Raw genomic sequence first — 23,883 nt, forward strand, 5'->3', positions numbered from 1 at the left:
GCGAGCGCCTGGACGGTGGCGGGACGGAAGGGGCGGCTGCGCCGGAATACATCCCGCCGGGAGCATCCTCCGAAGAACGCTTCGCATCCCCAATTCTCGCGCAACCTTGGCATTTCTTGCTTGCTTTTCCCGCCACCATTGCCCACGGACCGGGTCGTCGAGTGACCATTGCACACTTCTTCTGCCCCAAGAGCTTTCGAGCCGCCACAGACTCGTCTGCGACATTCCACCCGACCCACAGGTTGTATCGGAAGGTCGTATCGTTTCCGGTTCGTTATGTTTGGTTTCGGATTGGTGGCTTCGCGAAACCCGGTGCTATTTTTACTGCCGCTCTTTATTTCTTGACTACTCCTGAGGATCTGTGCCGGCCTTCGAAATTCCCCGGAAGGATTCCGGTGACGGGATCTCGCCACCGCTGACCCTGACGGTCGGCGTGCGGGGAGCGGACCGTGCCGTCCGAAGGGGCAGCGTTGCTGCGGGCGCCGACGCGGCGCCGACCGCAGTTCCGTCCGTGCGATTAAGGAACACACAGAACATGTTGAGAGGACGCTCCCGACCGCTGCGGAAGGCAGGGGTCGGGGCTTTCACCGTCGCCGTCGGCATGCTGGCGGCCGCCGCCCCGGCCCAGGCCGTGGCAGGCGGCAGCGCCGCCACCGAAGGGACGTACGCGTTCACCGCCAAGCTGGACATCGGCAACGGCATGCGCAGTTGCTCCGCGGCACTGGTCGACGAGCAGTGGCTGATCACGGCCGCCAGCTGCTTCGCCGACGACCCCGCGCAGAGCCTGAAGGTGCCTGCCGGGCCGCCGAAGCTCAAGACCACCGCCACCATCGGCCGCGCCGACCTGAACCAGGCCGGCGGCAGCGTCACGGATGTCGTCGAGCTGGTCCCCCGCGGCGACCGTGACCTGGTCATGGCCAGGCTCGCCAAGCCGGCCGACGGTATCGCCCCGGTCCCCGTCGCCTCGGCCGCTCCGGCCTCGGGTGAGGAGCTGAAGGTTCTCGGCTTCGGCCGCACCAAGACCGAATGGGTTCCCGACACGCTGCACGCCGGCCTGTTCACCGTGGGCACGGTGCAGGACGGGAAGCTGGGCATCACCGGCAAGGACACCGCGGTGTGCAAGGGTGACACCGGCGGCCCGGCCCTGCGGGAGCGGGACGGGCGGATCGAACTGGCCGGCGTCAGCAGCGCCTCCTGGCAGGGCGGCTGCTTCGCCAACGAGCAGGAGACCCGCAAGGGCGCCGTCGAGAGCCGCGTCGACGACATCAACCACTGGGTCCAGCAGGTCCGTTCGCTGCCCAAGCGCTACCTGACCGCGACCGGTGACTTCGACGGCGACGGCAAGGCCGACCTGGCGCTGCTCGCCGACTACGGCCGGTCCAAGGACGGGCGCAACCGGGCCGCACTGTGGGTGTACACCGCCAAGGGTGACGGCTTCTCCGGGCCGCGTACGGTCTGGGACAGCGGTTCCGACAGCTGGAACTGGGAGTCCGGCAAGCTGGTCGCCGGTGATTACAACGGTGACGGCAAGGCCGACCTCGCCGTCCTCTACAACTACGGTCAGAGCGCCGACGGCCGCAACGAGACCGGCCTGTGGACCTTCACCAGCCGGGGCGACGCCGGTTTCGCGGCCCCCCGCAAGGTGTGGGAGAGCAGCAAGGACAGCAACTGGAACAGCTGGAACTGGGCGTCCAGCAAGGTCGTGGCCGGCGACTACGACGGTGACGGCAAGGCCGACCTCGCCGTCCTCTACAACTACGGTCAGAGCGCCGACGGCCGCAACCAGACCGGTCTGATGACCTTTGCCGGCAACGGCGACGGTTTTGAGTCTCCGCGCAAGGTCTGGGACAGCGGCAAGGACAGCTGGAACTGGCAGGCCAGCAAGCTGGTCGCCGGCGACTTCAACGGTGACGGCAAGGCCGACGTCGCCGTCCTGTACGACTACGGCCGCAGTGCCGACGGCCGCAACCAGGCCGCGCTGTGGGTGTTCGACGGCAGCAAGGACGGCTTCGACGCTCCGCGCAAGGTGTGGGAGAGCGGCAAGGACAGCTGGAACTGGCAGGCCAGCAAGCTGGTCGCCGGCGACTACAGCGGTGACGGCAAGACCGACCTCGCCGTCCTCTACAACTATGGCCAGAGCGCCGACGGCCGTAACCAGGCCGCGCTGTGGGTGTTCGACGGCAGCAAGGACGGCTTCGACGCTCCGCGCAAGGTGTGGGAGAGCGGCAAGGACAGCTGGAACTGGCAGGCCAGTGAGCCGGTGGCAGGCGACTTCAACGGCGACGGCCGGGCCGACATCAGCGTCACGTACGACTACGGACTCGGCGCGGACGGTCGTGTCGGTACCGGCCTGTGGATCTTCACCAGCAAGGGGAACGGCTTCGACGCCCCGCGCAAGGTGTGGGACAACAGCCTGTAGCACAGGGCGCACGGGCAGCCTGTAGTGCATGGTGCCCAGGCGGTTGGCGGGGTCTGTGACGAGCCGTTGCAGGCCCCGCCTCGGGTGATCGCTCCCGGGGACGGCCTCCGCCCTGAGCTGCGCACCGTGCGCGAACCCCTCGTAGCCGTCCACGGCCGCGCCCCGCCACGCTTCCACGGGGAGGCACCGCTGCGCCCGCCGTCGGTGCCCTCATTCCAGGGGTCAGTAGTTCCAGGGGCCGCGCCGGCAAGTTCCGGCGTCCGGAACCGCCCCCTCAGCCTGCCGATTCCCCCGCGTGCGGGCTCAGGACGCCCGCTCCCACCAGGGCGAAGAGGGCGATGCCGAGCAGAATCCGGTAGATGACGAACGGCATGAAGCTCTTCGTCGTGATGAACTTCATGAACCATGCGATGACGGCATAACCGACCACGAAGGCGATGACCGTGGCGAAGATGGTCGGGCCCCAGGAGACGTGGCTGGCGGTGGCGTCGTTGCCGAAGGCGTCCTTGAGTTCGTAGACGCCGGAGGCCAGTACGGCGGGGATGGCGAGGAGGAAGGAGTAGCGGGCCGCCGCTTCGCGGGTGTAGCCCATCAGCAGGCCGCCGCTGATGGTGGCGCCGGAACGGGAGACGCCGGGAATCAGGGCCATGGCCTGGCAGACGCCGTAGATCAGGCCGTCCTTCACGTTCAGGTCGGTGAGGGTCTTGCGCTGTTTGACCGCGCGGTGCCGGCCGCCGGACTCGTCGCGTGCGGCCAGGCGGTCCGCGATGCCCAGGACGACGCCCATGACGATGAGGGTCGTCGCGATCAGGCGCAGGTCGCGGAAGGGACCCTCGATGGCGTCCTTGAGGGTGATGCCCAGGACACCGATCGGGATGGAGCCGACGATGACCAGCCACCCCATCTGGGCGTCGTGGTCGTGTCGCAGGTCGCGGTTGACGAGGGAGCGCGCCCAGGTCGAGACGATCCGCGCGATGTCCTTGCGGAAGTAGATCAGTACGGCGGCCTCGGTGCCGATCTGCGTGATCGCGGTGAAGGCGGCGCCGGGGTCGTGCCAGCCGGCGAACGCCGCGGTCAGCCGCAGGTGTGCGCTGGAGGAGATGGGCAGGAACTCGGTCAACCCTTGGACCAGGCCGAGGATGAAGGATTCAAACCAGTGCATCGTAGCTACGCTATCCAGAGGGTGATCAAGCGCTTACCCAGCAGAGACCCGGGTCAGGCGACACGAGGGCGGAAGGGACGGGAATGCGTGCGTGCGGTCGGCGGGATCGGTGACCGGTCGAGGGGCAGCGTAGCGCCCGAAAGTGTCCGAGTGCTCAAAGGGCCCTTTCCGGACGCCTGCGGGTCAACGCCCCCGGAGTGACGCGCGCTTGCGCCACGCCACGAGCACCGCGGCCAGACCGGAGACCGCGATGAAGGCCGTGGAGATCAGGAAGGCGGGCGAGGTGGGCGTGGAGGCCTGGGCGCCGGCGATGACGTACGCGGCCGTGTTCGGCACGCTGCCGAGCAAGGTGGCCAGCAGGAACGCGCCCCAGCCCATGCGGGAGACCGCCGCGCAGTAATTCGTGGCGCAGAACGGCAGGCCGGGGAAGAGCCGGATCGCCAGCATGGAACGGAACCCGTGTTCGCTGAGCTGCCGGTCGGCGGCGGCCAGCCAGCGGGCGCGCAGGAAGGGGCGTAGCGCGTCCTGTCCCAGCAGCCGGCCCAGGGCGAAGGCCAGGCCCGCGCCGAGGACCGTACCGGCCAGGGCCGACAGGAAGCCGGACAGGCTGCCGAAGATGGCGCCGGCCGCGAGGTTCAGGACCGGCCGGGGGACGAAGGCGGTGGTGCACACCCCGTACGCGAGGCCGAAGATCACGACGGCGCCGCCGCCGGCCCACTCGGGCGGCCAGCCGTGCGCCAGCAGTCGCTGCGGCTGCCAGACGATCATCGCGGCCGCGGCGCCGGCGAGCAGGACGAGGAGTACGGCGAGGCGGGCCCAGGGGGAGAAGAGCACACGCGTGCAGCGCGCGGCGAGGCCGTCGGGCGTTGCGGCGGGTTCGAGCATCCCGGGAGCGTAACCGACAAGCGTGGCGAGGAGGTGTATTCGCGATCGCTGTGGGGTGAAGGGGGGTGGAGGGAGGTGGAGGGGGGAGGGGGGAGGGGAGGAAGGAGGGCGGAGAGGGTGAGGGGGGATGGAGGGTGGGGGTGGTGAGTGGGGGAGAGCTGGAGTGGGGGACGGGGGCGGCGCTCGCGGCGCTGATAAATCGTTCGACGTGGCGCGCCCCGCACGAGATCCTTGGCGCATGTTCCGGCAGCCGTACCTCGCGCTCACGTCCGCAGTCGCGGACGCGCCGAAGGCTGCCGTCGACTCGCTCGCGGCGCTGATCGCCGCGCTCAAGGCCGAGGCCGGCGCGGTGCCGTCTCCCGGCGCCGTCGCGGCGGACACCGCCACCGCCACCGCGACTGCTGTCGCTGCCGCAGTGGCCACCGTCCCCGCCGCCGACATCGTCGCGGCCGTCCCCGCCGCAACCGCGGCCGCGGCAGACACTGCCGCCCCCGCCTCCGGCGGCGCGCGAAGCTGACCCTCTCCGGATCGACCGGCGGACCCCGCAGGGGGAGGGTCGGTGGGGCTCAGGGGTTCCCACGGCGGCCTGTCACGCCGACGCCGCCGTATTCACCGCATTGCTTCGCGAGGAAGAACAGCCATGCCCAAGACGGCATACGTGCGGACCAAGCCGCACCTGAACATCGGCACCATGGGCCACGTCGACCACGGTAAGACGACTTTGACCGCAGCGATCACCAAGGTGCTCAGCGAGCGCGGGAGCGGCACCTTCGTGCCCTTCGACCGGATCGACCGGGCCCCGGAGGAGGCCGCGCGCGGCATCACCATCAACATCTCGCACGTCGAGTACGAGACGGACACCCGGCACTACGCCCACGTCGACATGCCGGGGCACGCCGACTTCATCAAGAACATGGTCACCGGCGCGGCACAGCTCGACGGTGCGATCCTCGTCGTCTCCGCGCTCGACGGGATCATGCCGCAGACCGCCGAGCACGTCCTGCTCGCCAAGCAGGTCGGCGTCCGGTACATCGTCGTCGCGCTGAACAAGGCGGACGCGGGCGACCCCGAGCTGACCGACCTGGTGGAGCTGGAGGTCCGCGAGCTGCTGACGGCGCACGGTTACGACGGGGACCACGTACCCGTCGTACGGGTCTCGGGACTGCGTGCCCTGGAGGGCGACCCGCGCTGGAGCCAGGCCATCGACGCGCTGCTCGACGCGGTGGACACGTACGTGCCGACGCCGGAGCGGTACCTCGACGCGCCGTTCCTGCTGCCGGTGGAGAACGTTCTGACCATCACCGGCCGCGGCACGGTCGTCACCGGCGCCGTCGAGCGCGGCACAGTACGCGTCGGTGACCGGGTGGCGGTACTGGGCGCCGACACGGAGACGACCGTGACCGGCGTGGAGACCTTCGGCAAACCGATGGAGTCGGCGCAGGCAGGTGACAACGTCGCGCTGCTGCTGCGCGGCCTGAACCGGGACGAGGTGCGCAGGGGACACGTCGTCGCGGCGCCCGGCAGCGTGACGCCACGACGGCGCTTCACCGCCGAGGTGTACGTCCTGTCCACGGAGGAGGGCGGCCGCCGCACACCGCTGTCCACGGGCTACCGCCCGCAGTTCTACATCCGTACGGCGGACGTGGTCGGCGACATCGACCTCGGCGAGCGCGGCATCGCCCGGCCCGGCGAGACGGTGACGATGACCGTCGAGCTGGGGCGTGACACCCCGCTGGAGCCCGGACTCGGCTTCGCCGTCCGTGAGGGCGGCAGGACAGTGGCGGCGGGGACGGTCCGGACGGTCGCCGAGGTTTAGCCGCGCCCGCCTGGCCGGGACATGGCGGTAGGCGGGTGCGGGTGCGGGTGCGGGTGCGGGTGCGGGTGCGGGGGCGGTAGGAGTTCGCGCCCGCACCCGCTCCGGGCCCGCCGGTGCGCCGGGTCCCGGAACGGTACGGCTGCCACACTGCCGTACGAAGCCGCTGTACCGCGGCGACCCGGACGCAACCGGAGAGGGGACCGCGATGACGGGCACGGCGCTGGTACTGGGCGGCGGGGGCTACACCGGCATCGGATGGGAGATCGGCATGCTCGCCGGGTTCGCCGCGGCGGGCGTCGACCTGGCGACGGCCGATGCGGTCATCGGAACCTCGGCCGGTTCGATCGTGGGCGCCCAGCTCACGTCGGGCCGGCTGGCACCGGACGAGTTCTTCACGCGTCAGCTGGCCCCGGTCACGGGCGAGACCGCGGCGCGCATGGGGGCGCGGGAACTGGCGCGCTTCGCGTACCTGGCGCTGCGCTCGCGCGACGCCGTCGATTTCGGCGCGCGGATGGGGCGCCTCGCGCTGGGCTCCCGCGCGGCCGCGGGCCCCAGCCGTCGCGACGCCGTCGCCCGGCGCCTGGTCAGCCACGACTGGCCCGCGCGCCGACTGATGATCACCGCCGTGGACGCGACGACCGGGCAGCGGACAGCCTTCGACGACACGAGCGGGGCGGACCTGGTCGACGCGGTGAGCGCGAGCTGCGCCGTGCCCGGCGTGTGGCCGCCGGTGCGGATCGGCGAGACGTGGTGGATCGACGGCGGGGTGCACTCCAGCGCCAACGCGGACCTCGCCGCCGGGTACGGGCGGGTCGTCGTCCTGGCGCCCGTGGCAGCCGGCGGCGGGCCCATCGCCACCGCGCAGTCGCAGGGCGCGGCGCTGGCACGGCGGGGCGCACGGGTGTGCGTACTGGTGCCCGACCGCGCGGCCCGCGCCGCCTTCGGCCGCAACGTCCTGGACCCGTCGAAGCGCGCCGCCGCGGCTCACGCCGGACGCCGCCAGGCAGCAGCACATCTGAAGGAGGTGATGTCGGTGTGGGGGGAGTGAGGGGGAGAAAGCGAAAGGTGCGGGGAAGGGGGCGGGCGGCCGGTTCGAGGAGGGTCGCCGCGCGCCTTCGTACCGGCACAATGGGACGGTGGACGAAGCAGCCGAGCAGATAGCGGGAACGCCGGTGGAGAGCGGGGCGGCCGAGCCGGGCGGGCCGGTTGGGCCGGGCGGGCCGGTTGGGCCGGTTCCTGAGGTGATCGCTCCCCGTACCGGTGGCCAGTCCGTGCTGGAGACTGATGCGGATGCGGATGCGGATGCGGATGCCGATGCCGATGCCGGCGCCGATGCCGGCCCCATCCCCGTCACCCGCACCGTCGACTGCGGCACCGCCAAGCTGATGCCGGACGTGGACCGGCCGCGTGCCTGGCTGCTGACCGTGGACGGGGCTCCGCAGTCGTACGTCGACCTCGACGCGCCGACCGACCTGGAATTCGAGTACGCGCGCCGGCTCGCGGCCGTACTGGACGCGGCCGCCGCCCCGGCCGAGCCGCTCGACGTACTGCACCTCGGCGGCGGGGCGCTGACCCTGCCGCGCTATCTCGCCGCGACCCGCCCCGGCTCCCGCCAGGACGTCGTCGAGGCCGACCGGGGGCTGCTCGCGCTGGTCGCCGAACAGCTGCCGCTCCCTCCGGACTGCGGGATCACGGTGCGGGCCGAGGATGCCCGTACGGCACTGGAAGCGGCGCCCGAGCACAGCGCGGACGTGATCGTGGCGGACGTCTTCGGCGGCTCGCGGGTGCCCGCGCACCTGGCCTCGGTCGAGTACGCGCGTGCTGCCGCCCGCGTGCTGCGTCCGGACGGGATCTACACGGCGAACCTCGCCGACAGCGCGCCCTTCGACTTCCTGCGGTCCCAGCTGGCGAACTACGCGTCGGTCTTCGGCCACCTCTGTGTGATCGCGGAACCGGCCGTGCTGCGCGGCCGCCGCTTCGGCAACATCGTGGTGGCCGCTTCCCGCGTCGAGCTGCCGCTCACACAGGTGGCCCGGCGCGCGGCCGCCGACGTGTTCCCCGCGCGGGTCGAGCACGGCGCCGCGCTACGGCGGCTGACCGGCGACGCCGTCCCCGTGCACGATGCCCAGGCCGTGCCGTCGCCCCGCCCGCCGGACGGCGCCTTCAGCATCGGCTGAGCCCACGTGCCATGAGGCGGCGTCGGCGGCTCCGGCGGCTCCGGCAATGGCTGAGCAGCCGACGCCGGGCCAGCTGATGCCGGGCCGACCGATGCCGGGCCGACCGATGCCGGGCCGACTGACGCCGGGCCGACCGATGCCGCGCCGGTCCACGGTGACGCTACGGAGCCGAGACGGCGCTCCCGCTCCCAGCAGCCGACGAAACCGCACTGCCTACATCGCTTGCATTGCCCGCAGCGCCCGTGTCGCCCGTAGCGCTCGGATTGCCCGCGCCGCTCGCACCGCCGCCCGGCGCCACCGTCCCGTCCTCCTTCAGCCCCGTGGCCGATGCCCCGGACAGCCGGGAGCCCGCGGAGGGGCGGCGGGTGAGCCGCCGGACGTCCGGTACGCACAGCACGGCCGCCGTCAGCAGCGCGATCAGCGCGGAGCAGCCCCACAGCGCGGCGGTCCGCCCGATGAGGTCCTGTACGGGCCCGGCCAGCGCGGTGGCCACCGGAGTGATCGCCAGTGAGCCGAACCAGTCGTACGACGAGACCCGGGAGAACTTCTCCTCCGGTATCTCCTGGTGCAGCGCCACCATCCACAGCACGCCGAACACTTCGAGCGCGACACCGGTGCCGAACATCACCAGGAGGAGGACGGTCACCGGCACCGGCACGGCGAGCGCGGCCGAGGGGAGGGCGAGCGGGAAGACGCACAGGATGCCGGTGAGCAGGATGCGACGGGGCTTGAGCCGCATCATGAGCAGCGCGCCGCCGACCGTGCCCGCGCCGAAGGCGGCCAGCGCCAGGCCCCACGGGCGGGGGCCGCCCAGGTGCTCCTCGGCGACCATCGGCCCGTACACCGCCTCCGCCGCCACCACGACGGCGTTGACGACCGCGAACTGGCCGACGACGGCCCACAGCCAGGGCCGGGAGACCACCTCGCGCCAGCCGTCGCGGAGGTCCCTGAGGAGTCCGGCGGTGGGGGCGCGTCCGGGGATGTGGTGGACGTCCAGGAAGGCGCGCAGCGCGCCCGCGACGGCGAAGGCGGCGGCGTCCACGGCCAGCACCCAGCCGGGCCCGACCGCGGCGACCAGGGCGCCGCCGAGCGCGGCGCCGCCGATGTTCGCGCCGTTCATGCTCATACGGAAGAAGGCGAAGGCCCGGCTCGCGTGCTCGCCGGAGACGGTGGAGAGGACCATGCCCTCGGAGGCCGGCGCGAAGAACGCCTGGCCGGTGCCGCCCAGGGCGGCCAGCACCGCCATCTGCCAGAGCCTTGCCTCCCCGGTCAGTACGAGGACGGCGAAGAGGCCCTGCGAGACGCAGTTGAGCGCGTTCGCGGCGACCATGACGCGGTGCCGCGGCAGCCGGTCGGCGACCGCGCCGCCGATCAGCAGGAAGACGACGAGCGGAATCGTACGGGCCGTGGCCACCAGGCCGACGTCGGTGGCCGAACCGCCCGTGCCGAGCACCGCGAACGCCGCCGCGATCAGCGAACCGGCGCTGCCGAGGTTGGCGACCACGGCGGCGGTGGTCAGCAGGGTGTAGTTGCGGCCGGCCCAGGCGGGGCGGCGGAAGCGGCGGGCGAAGCCGTCGCGGCCGTCCGTACGGGGGGTCAGCACGGCCGCTCCCGGGTCCGCCACGGGACCGCGGGCCGCGCGGGATTCGGGTTCTGCTCGCCTCCGGGCGGCTGCTGACCTGGCCACATGAGCCACCACGATAAGCGTCCGGGGTGGCGGGGCGGAACGCCGGGCGGGGCTTCCCCGGCAAGCTACTCGTAGGTAACATGCCGCCATGTCCTCCGAGACCAAGCCGTCGATCGGCGAAATGATGGCGGCCACCGTGCCGATGGCCCGTACGCTCAACCTGGAGTTCACCGAGACCAGCCCCGAACGGGCCGTGGTCCGGCTGCCCGACCAGGCGGATTACCACAACCACGTCGGCGGCCCGCACGCCGGCGCGATGTTCACGCTCGCCGAGTCGGCCAGCGGCGCGATCGTGCTCGCGGCCTTCGGCGACCAGCTCTCCCGGGCCGTGCCGCTCGCCGTACGGGCCGAGATCGGCTACAAGAAGCTCGCCATGGGCCCGGTCACCGCCACCGCCGAGCTCGGCCGGCCGGCCGCCGAGATCGTCGCCCGGCTGGACGCGGGGGAGCGGCCGGAATTCCCGGTGAACGTCGCCATCACCAGGGAGGACGGCGCGGTCACCGGCGAGATGACCATCGTGTGGACGCTGCGGCCGAACGCTCCCGCCGCTTAGCGGGTCCGCGGGTTCCGCCGCAAGCTCCGCCGCACATTCCTCCGAGCCCGAGGCAACTCCACGCCCCCGAGGCGCGTCTCGTACGGAGAAAAGGCCCGGTCACCGGCCCGCCGTCCGATGCTTCACCCCGGCCCGTCGCGCCCGCCGCGGCGGGCCGGGGCCGCGACGCCGGACAGCGGGGCGGCCCGAAGAGATCGAGTAGGCTTCCCGGGCGCGCCGTGGCGCGCGCCCGCGGGGAGAACCGCGGTCATCGACGGCGTCGTCGGACGCCGGGCGGCGGCCCACGGGGGCCCTACACCTAGTGGAGGATGCGGCGTTGCAGATGGAGTGGCTGGAGACGGTACCGGCCGTGAGCGTGTACCTCCTGGTGGGGTTGGTCATCGGCCTGGAGAGCCTCGGCATTCCGCTGCCCGGTGAGATCGTCCTGGTGAGCTCGGCGCTCCTGGCCGCGACGACGGACCACATCGATCCGCTGGTGCTGGGTGCCTGCGCCTCCGCCGGCGCGATCATCGGGGATTCCATCGGCTATCTGATCGGCCGCAAGGGCGGACAGCCGCTGGTCAACTGGGCCGGACGGAAGTTCCCGAAGCACTTCGGGCCCGACCAGGTGGCGATGGCCGAGGAGAAGTTCGACAAGTGGGGCATGTGGGCGGTCTTCTTCGGCCGCTTCGTCGCCCTGCTGCGCATCTTCGCCGGTCCGCTCTCGGGTGTGCTGAAGATGCCGTACTGGAAGTTCCTCATCGCCAACGTGCTCGGCGGCGTCGTCTGGGCCGGCGGCACGACCGCGCTGATCTACTACGTCGGTGTCGTCGCAGAGTCCTGGCTCAAGCGGTTCTCCTGGGTGGGCCTGGTGGCCGCGGTGCTGTTCGGTGTCGGTTCGTTCCTCGTGATGAAGCGGCGCGCGGCGAAGGCGGCGGCCCGGCGCGAGGTGGCCGCGGACCGGCCGGCGGATGCGATGGCGGAGTGACGGGCGGAGCGTCCGGTGGCCGGCCGGTGAAGTGACGGGCGGACGTTCCGTCACGTGAGTCAGCTGAGGTGGAGCCCGCGGCGGGTCCCTGGGAAGGGGCTGCCGCGGGCTTCGTCGTGTGCGGACGAGGGCGTGACGGTGCCGCGGCCCGTGGTGGTGGCGCCTGTCGCGGCAACGGATGCCAGGTCGACAGCGGGAAGGGGAGCGGGAGGGGGAGCGGTGGCGGGCGCCAGGGGGGACGCGGGCGCGGGCGCCTTCGTCGGGTCCTGCGCGGCCAGAGTGACGGCGAGCAGAACCTGGCTGTGGGCCGGCCCGGGCCCGTACCAGGCGTCCTGATACGTGTGCTCGGCCGCTCGGCGTAGGTAGGCCGCGGCGGTACGGGGGTCCGCGCGACGGAGCGCGAGAAGACCGCGGGCGTGCGCGACGCGGGCCAGCGTGTCCGGGTCGGCGTGCCGGGCGGCCGCCCGGCCGGCCCGGTCCAGCAGCGCTTCGGCGGTGCGGTGGGCGTGGTCCTGTGCGGCGAGCCAGCCCGCCAGCCACAGGGCCCGGGCCCGTACGGCGGTGTCGTCCCGGGAGTGCCGCAGCAGCCGGGCGAGGTGGGCGCGCCCCTCGTCCCGGCGGCCGCAGGCGGCCCACCGGAACCACAGGGAGACGGCGATGTCCAGCGCGGTGAGGGCGTCCTCCGCGTCCTGCGGGGGCAGGGTCAGCGCCGCGCGCAGGTGGTGCCGCTCGGTCTCGGCCAGGTGTACGGCCACCCGGCGGTCGGAGCCCTGCCAGGCGATCTGCGCCTCGGCGGCGAGCGCCGCGCAGGCCGTCCGGAAGGCGCGCAGCGTCGCGGCTTCCTCGCCCGCTGCCCTGAGATGCGCGAGGCCCACGGCGCGGGCGGCGGCGGGCAGGCGGTAGCGGGGCGGGTGCGGAGACCGGACCTGGGTGGCGGTGGCGGTTCCGGTATCGGCGGGGTGGAGGCCGGGGGCGGGACGCGCGGTCGGGGCGGCGTCCGGTGCGTGCCGTACCTCCGCCCGTGCCCGTACCAGGGCGAGTACGGAAGCCCTGAGCAGACGGCCGAGCGAGGCCGCGACCTCATGCGCAGGAACGTCACTGCGACCAGCCACGCACCCCGCCAGCCACCCGTCGAAGTCCCCGGGGAGGACGGACAGCCGCGCCCACACCAGCCGGTCCGCGGGCGAGCAGGCACCGAGTGCGGTGGCCGGGGAGCGGACTGCCACGTCGTAGGACGCGGGCAGCGGACCGCCGGCCGATCCGCAGGGCATGTCGTACGGAGCGGAGGGTGCGGGAGGTGCGGACAGCGGCGTACCGCCGCCCCACGTCACCGGCAGCGGCCGCACCGCGAAGACACGCTCCGCACCGAGCCCCAGCGGCTGCCGCGCGGTGACCACGATCCGCAGCCCGGCCGATGCGACAGCCCCGGCACCGGCCTCCGGCCGGAAGACACCCCCAACTCCCACCCTCACCCGCAACAACTGCCGCACCAACCACCCACACGCCCCCGCCACCGGATCACAGTCGTCCAGCAGGACGGTCAGGCCCCGCCGGGCGCAGTGGACGGCCAGCGTCTGCGGCGGAGTGTCGTCCGGCAGGCCCGCCGCCCGGTTGAGGGCCGCCGCGACGCCCGCAGCGTGCACGTCCTCCCGGCAGCCGACCCGCACGAAGGCGCCGTCGGGGAGGCCACCGGGGCGGCCGGCGCCCCGCGCGGCCTCTTCCAGGACGGCGCGGGCGAGTGTGCTCTTGCCCACGTTCGCGGGGCCGGTCACGGTCACCAGCGGCGTACGGGCGAGCAGCCCGCGCAGTGCGCTGCGCTCCGCCGCGCGCCCCGCGATCCCGGGCGGAGGCGGGTCCTCGGCCCCTGTGCTCATCGGTCACCCCGTCCGTGGCGCCGCCTCGTGCCGCACCGTCGCCAGTCGGAAAAACACGATGCCCAGAGCCGGTGCGCGAATCAACCACAACCCGGCATACCGATCGAGGGAACCTGAACCCGCCTGTTCGACATCCATACCCCTGGAGACGCACGACGGTGTGCGCGACCGTGCCGCCCACGTACGGCGGGCGGCCGGACCGGCACCCCTGGGGGAGCCGCGGACGGCCGGTCGGCTGATCTTATTCTGGTGTCTTTCGCCTGAAGCGGTGGAGGTGGAGACCGCTGCCCCCGCCGGACACGAGTCTGCAAGGAGTTCGTCCCGATGAAGCGCCTGCGTACCAGTACCGCGGCCGTCGCCACGGTGAGCCTGTTGGCGATGGGGCTCGTGGCCGGCTGCGGCAGCAAGGACCGGGACGAGGTGGACGCCTCCCACGTACCGCAGCTGCGGCAGCAGGCGCGCGAGGCGAGCAGCGGGACCGCCAAGGTCGTCCAGCCCACCGGGCCGCGTTCGCACTTCGTGACGCAGCGCACCACGGGCGACGACGGGACGAAGATAGTCAAGACCCGGTGGCACGGTGCGAAATCCGGCTTCACCGGCACCATATGGTCCTGGGTCCCGCCGCAGTACGACCAGCCCCAGTACGCCAAGAGCGCCTTCCCGGTCCTGATAGCGCTGCCCGGCTCGTACGGCTATCCGGACAACTACTGGATCGGCGGTGACTTCAAGCTGGAGGAGAAGATCGCCGAATGGTCGCAGTCCGGCAAGACGCTGCCGTTCATCCTGGTGATGCCGGTCCTGAACCCGAAGAAGAAGTACCACGACGGCAGTGACATACCCGGGCAGCCGAAGATGGGCACCTGGCTGACCGAGGACGTCCCGGCCTTCGCCCGCGCGAACTACCGCACGTACGACAGCCGCGACGGATGGGCGTTCATGGGCTCCTCCTCGGGCGGCTTCGCGGGCCTGAAGGCCGTGCTGAAGCATCCGGAGAAGTTCAAGGCGGCCATCGCGAACGGCCCCGACACCGCGCCGGACTCGCCGATGTGGAACGGCCACCCCGCCGAGAAGCGCGCCAACGACCCGCGCCGGCTGGCCGATCAGCTCAAGACCCGCGGCGGCCCGGACGTCTACCTCGCCTTCGAACTGGGCTCGAAGGAGGAGGCGGTGCCGTACGTGAAGAAGTTCATCCGGGAGCACACCGGCGGCCCCGTCCACCAGACCCTGTTCGAAATCCCCGACGGCAAGCACAGCGGCCACACGTACATCCAGCGGATGCCGGAGTCGCTGCACTGGATCAGCGAGCAGATGCTCGGGCCGGTGCCGATGGAGACGCGGCCGAACTCCTGAACCGGGGACAGGGCACGCCGTGGTGTGCTGATGCGAAGCGGTGGCAGGTGATGCCTGCGCCGCCCCACGCTCCGCGGTCCCGCCCGCGATGCCCGCAGCCCCGTCGCCTACTGTGCCCCCAGGCGCGAGCCCGGACGGGAACGCGAACGGTCGGTCCGGTGACGAGGAGTACGGGTATGGAGCAGCGAGCACTGATCGCGGGTGTGGGCGGCAAGGAGCCGTCGGTCGATCCGACGGCGTTCACCGCGCCGACCTCGGTCGTGGTCGGTGATGTCACGCTCGGGCCCGGTGCCGGGATCTGGTACCACGCGGTGCTGCGTGCCGACTGTGGCCCGATCGTGCTGGGCGCGGACAGCAACATCCAGGACAACTGCACCGTGCATGTCGACCCGGGCTTTCCCGTGACCGTCGGAGAGCGGGTCTCGGTGGGGCACAACGCCGTGCTGCACGGCTGCACGGTCGAGGACGACGTACTGATCGGTATGGGCGCCACCGTCCTCAACGGCGCGCACATCGGTGCCGGGTCGCTGGTCGCGGCGCAGGCGCTGGTGCCGCAGGGGATGCGGGTGCCGCCGGGGTCGCTGGTCGCCGGAGTGCCCGCCAAGGTCAGGCGGGAGCTGACCGAGGAGGAGCGGGACGGCATCCGGCTCAACGCCACGATGTATCTGGAACTGGCGAAGAGCCATGCGGCGGTGGCGGAGGGCCGGTAACGGCCACGGAGGAGAGGACGGGGAGCCCTTGCGTCCGGTGGCCGGGTGCGGGGGCGCCGCCGATCATCGGGGGCATGGTTTTGTCCTCCGCGCCGTCCGTCTTGCGGCCCATGCTGGCCACCCCTGGACCGCTGCCCGCTCCCGGGGAGGAACGGGAGTGGGCGTTCGAGGCGAAGTGGGACGGGGCGCGGTGCCTGGCCGACGCGCCGGGCGACGGGTCGTTGCGGCTGGTCACCAGGGCGGGCAACGACGCGACGGCGACGTACCCCGAGCTGGCGCCGCTCGGTGAACGGCTGCGGGACCGGCCCGCGGTCCTCGACGGCGAGGTGGTGGTCCTGGACGCCGGAGGGCGGCCGGACTTCGGGCTGCTCCAGCGCCGGATGGGCGTCACGAGCCGGCGCCGCGCGGCCGCGCTGGCCGGGGACCGTCCGGCCCACCTCGTCCTGTTCGACGTCCTGCGTCTCGACGGACGGCCGCTGCTGGAACTCCCGTACGTGGACCGCCGCGCCGTCCTGTCCGGGCTCGGGCTCGACGACGGGCCGCACTGGTCGGTCCCCTCGTACGTGACGGGCCACGCGCAGGCGACCTGGGAGGCGACCCTGGACGCCGGCTTCGAGGGGGTCGTCGCCAAACGGCTGACGTCCCGCTACGCACCCGGCGTCCGGTCGTCCGAGTGGCGCAAGACGAAACACCTGGTGACCCTTGACGTGGTCATCGGCGGCTGGACGGAGGGCCGCGGCGGCCTCGCCGGGCTGCCCGGCGCCGTACTGGCGGGGGTGGACGGGCCGGGCGGGCTGCGGTACGTCGGTTCCGTGGGCTCGGGGCTCTCCGGCCCTGAACGCCGGGAACTCGCCGGGTACCTGGAGGTCGTACGACGGGACACCGCACCCTTCAGCAACGCGGTCGACGTGCCCGGAGCCCACTGGGCGGAACCGCGGCTCGTCGCCGAGGTGACCTTCTCCGGGTGGACCTCGGCCGACCGCCTCCGGCAGCCGACCTGGCATCGGTTGCGCCCTGATCTCACCCGGCTGGACTGAGGGGGCGGGCTAGCGGCTGGTGGAGGAGGGGTGAAGGGGTGATGGGGGCTGGTGAAGGACTGGTGGGGGTGTGCTGGGCAACACGGCATGAGGAGTGCGATCGCGCAAGCCGTCGGGCGGGCTCGCGGGCGGGCCGGGAGCGGGGTGGTGGCCGGGCGCACCTCGCCGGCCTGCTGTTATGTGGTGCGGCGGGCGCCGAGGGCGGCGGGCGGGAAAAGTACGGCGCGCGGGGCCGGTGGAGTGGTCGGTCCTGTCCGGTGGTTTGCCGTGTCGCCGTGGGGTGACCCGACAGTCGACGTGAAGCTCCAGCCAGCGTGTACGACCGGCAAGGAAGGGAGCGGCCATGCCCTTGCTCGCCGCCCTCTGGCCTCTGGCGATGCTCGGACTCGTGATTGCCCTGGGCCGGTACGAAGACGCCCTGCTCCGCCCCCGTCGGCCGCATCAGCCGCCCCCGGCCGAGCCGTCGGACACGGCCGCCCGCGGTCGGCACCGCAGGACGGGCCCGTACGGCCGGGCCGCCTCCATCGACCGTTACCGGCACTCCTCGCCCCTGACCAGGCTGCCCGCCCATCCGCTGGTCCTCCGGACCGGCGCGCCCCAGCGGCTTCCTCGGCGCCACGGGCACCGGCCCTCCTCCTGACCCCTCCTGGCCGGCGAGTGGGCCGGGAGCGTCCCAGCGGATGGCCGGGAGCGGCGCCGGCGGCTGTGGTCTCAACCGGCCCGGCGCCTGCCTTCCGGCGGCCGCTTGCGGAAGGCTGGGGGACGGGTAACTCACCGCACCAGTCGGTAAACACCCCTTTTGAGTGATGGGTTGAGTGACAGCCGGGACGAGGGGGTGAGGGGGCGTGACGGCGTACTTCGGCGAGGTGCGGGCGGGGCGGGCGCGCCGCACAGGAGCTACGCCGCGGCGAGGGCGTCCGCCAGCGAGCTGTGCAGCGGGATGGTGCGGTGCACCCCGGTGAGCCGGAACGCCTTGCGGACCATGGGGCGGTCCGCGGCCACACTCAGCGTCACACCGTGCTCCCGCGCGGTCCGCTGGCAGCGCAGCAGGGTCTGCAGCCCGGCCACGGTGATGATGGGCGCGCGCAGGTCGATGACGACCCCGTTGGCCTGGGGTTCGCGCAGCAGGCCCTGGAGGCCGGCGGCGACCTGCCCGGTGTTGGCTATGTCGATGATCTCGGGAACCTCGATCACGAGGCGGTCGGCGATGCGGTAGTTCGACAAGTACATGATGACTCCGGCACGGGGCGCGGAACGCCCGGTGCGGTTCGGTGTGGACGGTTCGGAACGGTTCCGGAAGCGGCAAGGCCGGTGCCGGTCCCTGAGGGGCCCGGCTTCGTGGGCGGGGCGCTCACGGCCGCGGCACCGGCCCGTACGTACGTGTGGGATCAGTCGGCCGGCGCCCGGCCGAGCGGCAGACGGCGCGGCACGGGTGGCGAGGACCCGCTGCCGGTCGGCGAGCCGGTCGACGAACCGGTCAGCGGGCCGGCTGACGGGCCGGGCCGGAGGCCGGTCGACGGGCCGCCGGACAGTGGGCCGGACACGGAGCCTTCCTTCCGCAGCACCGGGCTCGGCCACCAGTCCTGGCCGCCCTGTTCCAGGTGGCGCAGCAGGACGCCCTCGCGCAGGGCCCACGGACAGATGGTGACCTGGTCGATCCCCATGCTCTTCATCGCCTGGTGGGCGACGACGGCCCCGGCCGGTGCCTGGCGGCAGCGGGCGGCCGAGATGCCCGGCAGCTCCGCCCGCTCGGCCGCGGTCAGCCGGGACAGCCGGCGCACCGCCTCCTTCAGATCGGTACGGGCCAGCCGGCGCGTGACGAACGGGCCGTCGCGGCCGGGCGCGGCCCCGCACAGCCGGGCCAGCTGCTGGAACATCCGGGACGTGGCCACCACGGTGTGCGGCTCCTCCCAGCGCACCCGGGCCGCCACGTCCTTGAGCGTGGCGCGCACGTACCGGCGCAGCTCGCGCAGCTCCTCGCGGCCGGGTCTGCCCTTGCCCGGCAGGAACTCGCGGGTCAGCCGTCCCGCCCCCAGGGGCAGGGAGAACGCGAAGTCCGGCAGGGCACCGCGGCCGAAAGCGACCTCCAGCGAACCCCCGCCGATGTCCAGCAGCGCCATCGGACCGGCCTGCAGCCCGACCCAGCGCCGCGCCGCCCGGAACGTCAGCTCCGCCTCCACCTCACCGGGCAGCACCGCCAGCCGCATCCCGCTCCCGGCGCGTACCGTCTCCAGCACCTCGTCGCGGTTGGCGGCGTCCCGGACCACCGCCGTGGCGTACGCGAACAGCCGGTCGCAGCGCCACCGGCCCGCCTGCTCGCGGGCCTGCGCCACCGCCTCCGCCAGCCGCCGTGCCGCCTTCGGGGGCACCGTTCCGTCCACGGCCACCTGCTCGGCCAGGTGGACGGGGCCCTTCAGGGAGTGCGCGGGCAACGGCATGCCGCCGACGACCTCGCTGATGAGCAGATGTACGGAGTTCGACCCGGCGTCGAGGACGGCTAAGCGCATGTCTGTGCGGGTACCCCTTACGGCCTGTTTCAGCGCCCTGGTACCAGCCAGACCGGTGCCTTTGCTGCCGGAGGGACGTGCCGGCTGCCGGAAGCGGCGGTTCCGGGCGCGGCCCCGCCGTCGGCGCAGCGCCCCGCCGTCGGCGCAGCGTCCCGGCGCGCGGTACGGGGCCCGGCGCGGAGTACGGGCCCCGCGCCCCGGTGCACGCCCGAGCCTCTGCCAGGAGCTTGTCCGGCCGGTTCCGGGATACCCGGGGGCATATCCGGGGTGGCGCATTCGCCCCAAGAGCGACAGCCGCTGGAGCGGCCTGTCGGAGGGAGAGCCTGCCATGTCAGCGTCCGACCGGGAAGAATCGCTGATCACCGCCTTGCTGGAACTGGCCGACCCGGCCACGGGACCGGAAGCGACCGGCCCCGTGGAGCGGCTCGCCGAGTACTGCGTACGGCTCCCGGGGGTGCAGGCGAGTGGTGTGCTGATGGCGCGCGACCGGCAGCCCGCGCTGGCGGTGGGCTTCGGGGACGCGGCCGCGCGGCTGGGGCGCGTCGAGGCCGCGCTCGACGAGGGGCCCTGCCGGGACGCCTGGCGTACGGGGCGGAGGCTCACCGACGTACCGCTGAGCCACCCGGACTACCGGGCCCGCTGGCCGCGCTTCACCACTCAGGCGCTGGACGAGGGGTTCAGTGCGGCGACCGCCCTGCCGGTGCGTTACCGGAGCCGTCGGCTGGGTTCCCTCAACTTCTTCCACGAGCACCGGGCGCTGGCACGCAGGGAGGTCGCGACGGGGCAGGCGCTGGCCGACGCGGTGGCCATCGGACTGGCGTACCGCAGGGACCTGCGCGACCTCAGGGTCCGGTCCGGGCAGCTGCAGGCCGCCCTGGACAGCAGGGTGATCATCGAACAGGCCAAGGGCGCGCTCGCCGAGCGGCAGGGCCGTACCCCCGACGACGCGTTCCAGGTGATGCGCGGCTACGCCCGCGCCCACCAGCGCAAGCTGACCGAGGTCGCCCGGCAGGTCCTCGGCGGACCGGCCGAATCCGGCCCGTTCGCCCGGCCCGCGCCCCGCTGACCGGTGCGTCCGTGCCGGTCCGGCCGCCACGGTGCCGGCCGTTCCCGCGTTCGCTCTCGGCTTCGGGCTGTTTCGCGAAAGGTCCGGCGGGCACTCCGTAACGCATGGCACGAAAGGGGTGGGACGTGCGGGGCGGGAACGGAAAGAATTCGGTGAGTCCTGGAGGCAGAGAAGCAATGGATCACGGTACGAACAAGGCCGGCCCGGCCCGGGACGACATGATGAAGAAAGAGCTCCAGGGCGAATTGAAGGCCGACCGCGCACTGCGCGCCGAAGAGGACCACGAACTGGAGCCCGCCGGCGAGGACCAGCCCGAGGTGAGCCGGACCGCCGGTGGCCCCGCGCCGGGCAGCGTTCCGGACGGCATGACGCCGCAGGCCGTGGAAATCCGTACCGAAATGGCCCAGCACCTGCGCCGGAGTCTGTATCCGGCCGACCGCGACACCATCGTCAGCACGCTGCGGGAGAACAATGCCCCGGACCGGCTGGTCGCACTGGCGCAGCGCCTTCCGGAGAACGAGCGGTACGAGAACGCACAGCGCATCGTGGAATCACTGGGGCTCAGCAGGTAGCGGGGCACCGCGACCGCACGAGAACCCGAACGACCGTCACCGACGGTTACCGATGTCGCCGGAGAACGCCCGGTACGACGGGCCGTGCCGAAAGGCCCGTAGCGGGCGGGAGACCGGCACCGCGCCGGAAAGAGAGCTGTCATGTCCGATGAAGCCATGGGCGACGAGGTGTATCAGCCGACCGCGTCCGACAACCAGGGAACGTCCGACGAACTCGACATGGAAGACGCTCTCGACGAGCCGGACTACGACGACATGCTGGACCAGGGGTATTCGCCCCCCGAAAAGCCGCTGGCCGTGAATCAGACGGGCACCACCGCCAACGAGCAGCGCGAGGGCGAGAGCCTCGACGAACGGCTCGCCAAGGAGGTGCCGGACGTCGAACCGCCGGACGGCGACGGCATCGGCGACCAGCAGGACGCCGAGGGCGAACCGGTGGACCGCCAGGTGGGTGACGAGCGCGCCGGCCGGATGACCGGCACCGACGAGGGCGACGCGCTGCGGCTGCGCAACGACGAGATCGGCCGTGACGTGGGGATCGACGGCGGCGCGGCGTCGGCGGAGGAGGCCGCGGTGCACATTGTCGACGATCCCGATCTGTCGCGTTGACGGCCTGACGCGTCGACAGCCTGACGCCTGACGGTCCGGCGCGTCGACGGGCTGGGCCGCTGCCGGAGAGGGCCGCGACGAGATCCGCACGCGTCATCGAGGACCGGCCCGGGAGGCCGGCCTCGGTGGCGCGTTCGTACAGTTCGGCCTTGCTGAGCTGTGACAGGTCGGCGGTGGATGTCCGGCCGCTGTTCCCCCTGCACCGGAAACGGCGTCCGCCGGTACTGGGCTTCGCCGTCGCCTTTTTCCCTTCCCCTTTGCCTTCTCGTGGGGACTCTGCGAGACCTGGTGGAAATGCACGGGACCCGCTCCAGCACCCGGGCCGGAAAGGACAGAAAACGTCACGTGTTCGCGTCGGCAAGGCGGGTACCGGCGTAGACACATCAGCACGTGGAGGTATCGACAATGACCGGGAACGACCAGCGCAATCCCGTGGACGAGCACCCGAAGCCGGAATTCCCCCAGCAGGACCAGCCGCATCCGGGCGCTACGGACGACATGACGCCGCGGCCCGACCACGGCGAGACGTCGTACGAGGGCACCGGACGGCTGCGGGACCGCCGTACGCTGATCACCGGCGGTGACTCGGGCATCGGACGCGCGGTCGCGCTCGCCTTCGCCCGTGAAGGGGCGGACGTCGCCTTCACGTATCTGGAGGAAGAGGAGAAGGACGCGAAGGAAACCGTCCGGCTGATCGAGGAAGCGGGGCAGCGGGCCCTCGCGGTGTCGTGCGACATCCGTACGGAGGAGCAGTGCCGCGCGCTGGTCGACCGGGTGGTGCGGGAATTCGGCCGTATCGACGTCCTGGTCAACAACGCGGCTTACCAGATGGCGCAGTCCGAGGGCATCGAGGGTATTTCCACGGAGCAGTTCGACCGGGTGCTGCGCACGAATGTCTACGGCATGTTCTGGCTCTCCAAGATGTCGCTGCCGCACATTCCCGAGGGCGGCAGCATCATCAACACGACGTCCGTGCAGGCGTATCAGCCGAGCCCGCAGCTGCTCGACTACGCGACCACCAAGGGCGCCATCGTCACCTTCACCCACGCGCTGGCCAGTGACCTCGCCGAGCGCGGCATCCGCGTCAACGCGGTGGCCCCGGGGCCGGTGTGGACCCCGCTGATCCCCGCGACGCTGCCGGACACCACCGAATTCGGCAAGCAGAGCCCGCTGGGGCGGGCGGCGCAGCCCGTGGAGATGGCGCCCGCCTATGTCTTCCTCGCGTCCCAGCAGGCCAGTTACATCACTTCGGAGATCGTGAACGCGACCGGCGGCACCCCGCTGCCGTAGCCGGCGTCCAGGGAGGTTCCCATGCTCAGCGCCATCGCCGACGTGTTCCGCGCCATCGGGAGCACGCTCGCCTCCGTCGTCACCCTGCCCTTCCGCGCCCTCGCCCGCCTCTTCGGCGGCGCCTCGCGCGGTGCCCGGTGAGCCGCCGGCACCGGCCCGGACCGCGGACCGTCGTCATCACCGGCGCCAGCGCCGGGATCGGCCGCGCGACCGCCCGGCTCTTCGCCGCGCAGGGCGCGAACGTCGCCCTGCTCGCCCGCGGCCGTACCGGACTCGACGCCGCGGCCGCCGAGGTCGAGGAGCGGGGCGGCCGGGCGCTGGTGCTGCCCACCGACGTGGCCGACGCGGAGCAGGTGGAGGCGGCGGCCCGGGCGGCGGAGGACGCCTTCGGGCCGATCGACGTCTGGGTCAACGACGCCTTCAGCACGGTGTTCGCGCCGTTCACGGAGGTCGACGCGGACGAGTACCGGCGCGCCACCGAGGTGACGTACCTGGGATTCGTCAACGGCACCCGGGCCGCGCTGCGGCGGATGCTGCCACGGGACGCGGGCGCGATCGTGCAGGTCGGCTCCGCCCTCGGCTTCCGCTCCGTACCCCTGCAGTCGGTGTACTGTGGCGCCAAGCACGCCATCAACGGCTTCACGTCCAGCGTCCGCACCGAACTGCTGCACCAGGGCAGCCGGGTGGCGATCACCGTCGTCCAGATGCCGGCCGTCAACACGCCGCAGTTCGACTGGGTGCTGTCCCGGCTGCCGAAGACACCCCGGCCGGTCGCCCCGGTCTATCAGCCGGAGGTCGCCGCGCGGGCCGTGCTGCACGCGGCGGCCCACCCACGGCGCAAGCAGTACTACGTCGGCCTCTCCACGGTGGCGACCATCCTGGGCAACCGGGTCGCGCCCGCGCTCCTGGACCGCTGTCTCGCCCGTACGGGGTACGCCGCGCAGCAGACGGACCAGCGGGCGGAAGCGCACCGGCCGGAGAACCTGTGGCAGCCGGCGGACGGGCCGGACGGCGTCGATCACGGCGCGCACGGTGTCTTCGACGACAGCTCTCACCCGCACTCGCCCCAGGCGGCCCTCGCGCGTCACCCCGTCCTGGTGGCGGCCGCCTCGGCCGCGGCGGGAGCGGCGGTGGGTGCCGTACTGGGGCCCGTACGTCGCGGCAGGCGCGGCAGATGAGGCACAGGTGGGGGCGCCGCCCGG

The 23,883-nt window shown here is 72.6% G+C and carries 23 protein-coding genes; 17 read left to right on the forward strand and 6 right to left on the reverse strand.

Features of this window, described 5'->3' with window-relative positions; genetic code table 11:
- Nucleotides 1-535: 535 nt before the first annotated feature.
- The gene (locus OEIGOIKO_RS37315) at nucleotides 536-2,419 is read left to right on the forward strand and encodes an FG-GAP-like repeat-containing protein (protein ID WP_246177805.1); all 1,884 of its coding nucleotides are present in this window, start codon (nucleotides 536-538) and stop codon (nucleotides 2,417-2,419) included.
- 274 nt (nucleotides 2,420-2,693) lie between these two features.
- On the opposite strand, the gene OEIGOIKO_RS37320 is transcribed toward OEIGOIKO_RS37315, so the two are convergent.
- Nucleotides 2,694-3,581, reverse strand: a complete 888-nt coding sequence (locus tag OEIGOIKO_RS37320) for an undecaprenyl-diphosphate phosphatase (protein WP_125057740.1) — start codon at nucleotides 3,579-3,581, stop codon at nucleotides 2,694-2,696.
- 183 nt (nucleotides 3,582-3,764) lie between these two features.
- Nucleotides 3,765-4,466, reverse strand: coding sequence for a TVP38/TMEM64 family protein (locus OEIGOIKO_RS37325; RefSeq protein ID WP_125057741.1), 702 nt, complete (start codon nucleotides 4,464-4,466; stop codon nucleotides 3,765-3,767).
- A 238-nt stretch (nucleotides 4,467-4,704) separates the two neighbouring features.
- Between OEIGOIKO_RS37325 and OEIGOIKO_RS37330 the strand changes: the two genes are divergently transcribed.
- The 4 genes from OEIGOIKO_RS37330 (at nucleotide 4,705) to OEIGOIKO_RS37345 (ending at nucleotide 8,459) form a co-directional block, all read left to right on the forward strand.
- The gene (locus tag OEIGOIKO_RS37330) at nucleotides 4,705-4,983 is read left to right on the forward strand and encodes a hypothetical protein (RefSeq protein ID WP_125057742.1); all 279 of its coding nucleotides are present in this window, start codon (nucleotides 4,705-4,707) and stop codon (nucleotides 4,981-4,983) included.
- A 123-nt stretch (nucleotides 4,984-5,106) separates the two neighbouring features.
- On the forward strand, nucleotides 5,107-6,282 hold the full coding sequence (gene tuf, locus OEIGOIKO_RS37335) for an elongation factor Tu (protein ID WP_125057743.1): 1,176 nt from the start codon (nucleotides 5,107-5,109) through the stop codon (nucleotides 6,280-6,282).
- A 205-nt stretch (nucleotides 6,283-6,487) separates the two neighbouring features.
- A complete protein-coding gene (locus OEIGOIKO_RS37340; protein ID WP_125057744.1) occupies nucleotides 6,488-7,330 on the forward strand; it encodes a patatin-like phospholipase family protein in 843 nt (280 codons plus the stop codon).
- Nucleotides 7,331-7,667: 337 nt separating this feature from the next.
- Nucleotides 7,668-8,459, forward strand: coding sequence for a spermidine synthase (locus OEIGOIKO_RS37345; RefSeq protein ID WP_246178245.1), 792 nt, complete (start codon nucleotides 7,668-7,670; stop codon nucleotides 8,457-8,459).
- Between the two features lie 160 nt (nucleotides 8,460-8,619).
- On the opposite strand, the gene OEIGOIKO_RS37350 is transcribed toward OEIGOIKO_RS37345, so the two are convergent.
- Nucleotides 8,620-10,062, reverse strand: a complete 1,443-nt coding sequence (locus OEIGOIKO_RS37350; RefSeq protein WP_246177807.1) for an MFS transporter — start codon at nucleotides 10,060-10,062, stop codon at nucleotides 8,620-8,622.
- A 172-nt stretch (nucleotides 10,063-10,234) separates the two neighbouring features.
- Between OEIGOIKO_RS37350 and OEIGOIKO_RS37355 the strand changes: the two genes are divergently transcribed.
- Both OEIGOIKO_RS37355 and OEIGOIKO_RS37360 read left to right on the forward strand, forming a co-directional pair.
- Nucleotides 10,235-10,699: a DUF4442 domain-containing protein gene (locus tag OEIGOIKO_RS37355; protein ID WP_125057745.1), complete on the forward strand. Its 465-nt coding sequence runs from the start codon at nucleotides 10,235-10,237 to the stop codon at nucleotides 10,697-10,699.
- A 322-nt stretch (nucleotides 10,700-11,021) separates the two neighbouring features.
- Nucleotides 11,022-11,666, forward strand: coding sequence for a DedA family protein (locus OEIGOIKO_RS37360; RefSeq protein ID WP_125059477.1), 645 nt, complete (start codon nucleotides 11,022-11,024; stop codon nucleotides 11,664-11,666).
- A 59-nt stretch (nucleotides 11,667-11,725) separates the two neighbouring features.
- Here the strand turns inward: OEIGOIKO_RS37360 and OEIGOIKO_RS37365 are convergent, their stop codons facing one another.
- Nucleotides 11,726-13,540, reverse strand: coding sequence for an ATP-binding protein (locus OEIGOIKO_RS37365; RefSeq protein ID WP_125057746.1), 1,815 nt, complete (start codon nucleotides 13,538-13,540; stop codon nucleotides 11,726-11,728).
- 324 nt (nucleotides 13,541-13,864) lie between these two features.
- Between OEIGOIKO_RS37365 and OEIGOIKO_RS37370 the strand changes: the two genes are divergently transcribed.
- From OEIGOIKO_RS37370 to OEIGOIKO_RS37385, 4 genes are all read left to right on the forward strand, one after another.
- Nucleotides 13,865-14,890 (forward strand): alpha/beta hydrolase, encoded by a 1,026-nt coding sequence (locus tag OEIGOIKO_RS37370; protein WP_125057747.1) that lies wholly within the window; start codon nucleotides 13,865-13,867, stop codon nucleotides 14,888-14,890.
- Between the two features lie 176 nt (nucleotides 14,891-15,066).
- Nucleotides 15,067-15,600, forward strand: a complete 534-nt coding sequence (locus OEIGOIKO_RS37375) for a gamma carbonic anhydrase family protein (protein ID WP_125057748.1) — start codon at nucleotides 15,067-15,069, stop codon at nucleotides 15,598-15,600.
- 74 nt (nucleotides 15,601-15,674) lie between these two features.
- Nucleotides 15,675-16,637, forward strand: a complete 963-nt coding sequence (ligD, locus tag OEIGOIKO_RS37380) for a non-homologous end-joining DNA ligase (protein ID WP_125057749.1) — start codon at nucleotides 15,675-15,677, stop codon at nucleotides 16,635-16,637.
- A 343-nt stretch (nucleotides 16,638-16,980) separates the two neighbouring features.
- Nucleotides 16,981-17,277: a hypothetical protein gene (locus tag OEIGOIKO_RS37385; RefSeq protein ID WP_125057750.1), complete on the forward strand. Its 297-nt coding sequence runs from the start codon at nucleotides 16,981-16,983 to the stop codon at nucleotides 17,275-17,277.
- A 257-nt stretch (nucleotides 17,278-17,534) separates the two neighbouring features.
- Here OEIGOIKO_RS37385 and OEIGOIKO_RS37390 read toward each other — a convergent pair whose 3' ends face one another.
- Both OEIGOIKO_RS37390 and OEIGOIKO_RS37395 read right to left on the reverse strand, forming a co-directional pair.
- Nucleotides 17,535-17,867: an STAS domain-containing protein gene (locus OEIGOIKO_RS37390; protein WP_125057751.1), complete on the reverse strand. Its 333-nt coding sequence runs from the start codon at nucleotides 17,865-17,867 to the stop codon at nucleotides 17,535-17,537.
- Between the two features lie 158 nt (nucleotides 17,868-18,025).
- Nucleotides 18,026-19,144 carry a Ppx/GppA family phosphatase gene (locus tag OEIGOIKO_RS37395; RefSeq protein WP_125057752.1) on the reverse strand — a complete coding sequence of 373 codons (1,119 nt, stop codon included), beginning with the start codon at nucleotides 19,142-19,144 and terminating at the stop codon, nucleotides 18,026-18,028.
- Nucleotides 19,145-19,472: 328 nt separating this feature from the next.
- Between OEIGOIKO_RS37395 and OEIGOIKO_RS41960 the strand changes: the two genes are divergently transcribed.
- From OEIGOIKO_RS41960 to OEIGOIKO_RS37420, 6 genes are all read left to right on the forward strand, one after another.
- On the forward strand, nucleotides 19,473-20,210 hold the full coding sequence (locus tag OEIGOIKO_RS41960; protein WP_170251968.1) for a GAF and ANTAR domain-containing protein: 738 nt from the start codon (nucleotides 19,473-19,475) through the stop codon (nucleotides 20,208-20,210).
- A 176-nt stretch (nucleotides 20,211-20,386) separates the two neighbouring features.
- Nucleotides 20,387-20,782: a DUF2795 domain-containing protein gene (locus tag OEIGOIKO_RS37405; protein ID WP_125057754.1), complete on the forward strand. Its 396-nt coding sequence runs from the start codon at nucleotides 20,387-20,389 to the stop codon at nucleotides 20,780-20,782.
- A gap of 141 nt (nucleotides 20,783-20,923) precedes the next feature.
- Nucleotides 20,924-21,391, forward strand: coding sequence for a DUF5709 domain-containing protein (locus OEIGOIKO_RS37410; protein ID WP_125057755.1), 468 nt, complete (start codon nucleotides 20,924-20,926; stop codon nucleotides 21,389-21,391).
- A gap of 405 nt (nucleotides 21,392-21,796) precedes the next feature.
- A complete protein-coding gene (locus tag OEIGOIKO_RS37415; RefSeq protein ID WP_125057756.1) occupies nucleotides 21,797-22,681 on the forward strand; it encodes an SDR family oxidoreductase in 885 nt (294 codons plus the stop codon).
- A 21-nt stretch (nucleotides 22,682-22,702) separates the two neighbouring features.
- The gene (locus tag OEIGOIKO_RS43660) at nucleotides 22,703-22,822 is read left to right on the forward strand and encodes an LPFR motif small protein (protein WP_275126499.1); all 120 of its coding nucleotides are present in this window, start codon (nucleotides 22,703-22,705) and stop codon (nucleotides 22,820-22,822) included.
- Entirely contained in the window at nucleotides 22,819-23,859 is a 1,041-nt protein-coding gene (locus OEIGOIKO_RS37420) for an SDR family oxidoreductase (protein WP_125057757.1), read from the forward strand. The genes OEIGOIKO_RS43660 and OEIGOIKO_RS37420 overlap by 4 nt, the downstream gene beginning before the upstream one ends.
- Nucleotides 23,860-23,883 lie beyond the last annotated feature (24 nt).

It is taken from the genome of Streptomyces paromomycinus, assembly GCF_003865155.1.
GTDB lineage: Bacteria > Actinomycetota > Actinomycetes > Streptomycetales > Streptomycetaceae > Streptomyces > Streptomyces chrestomyceticus.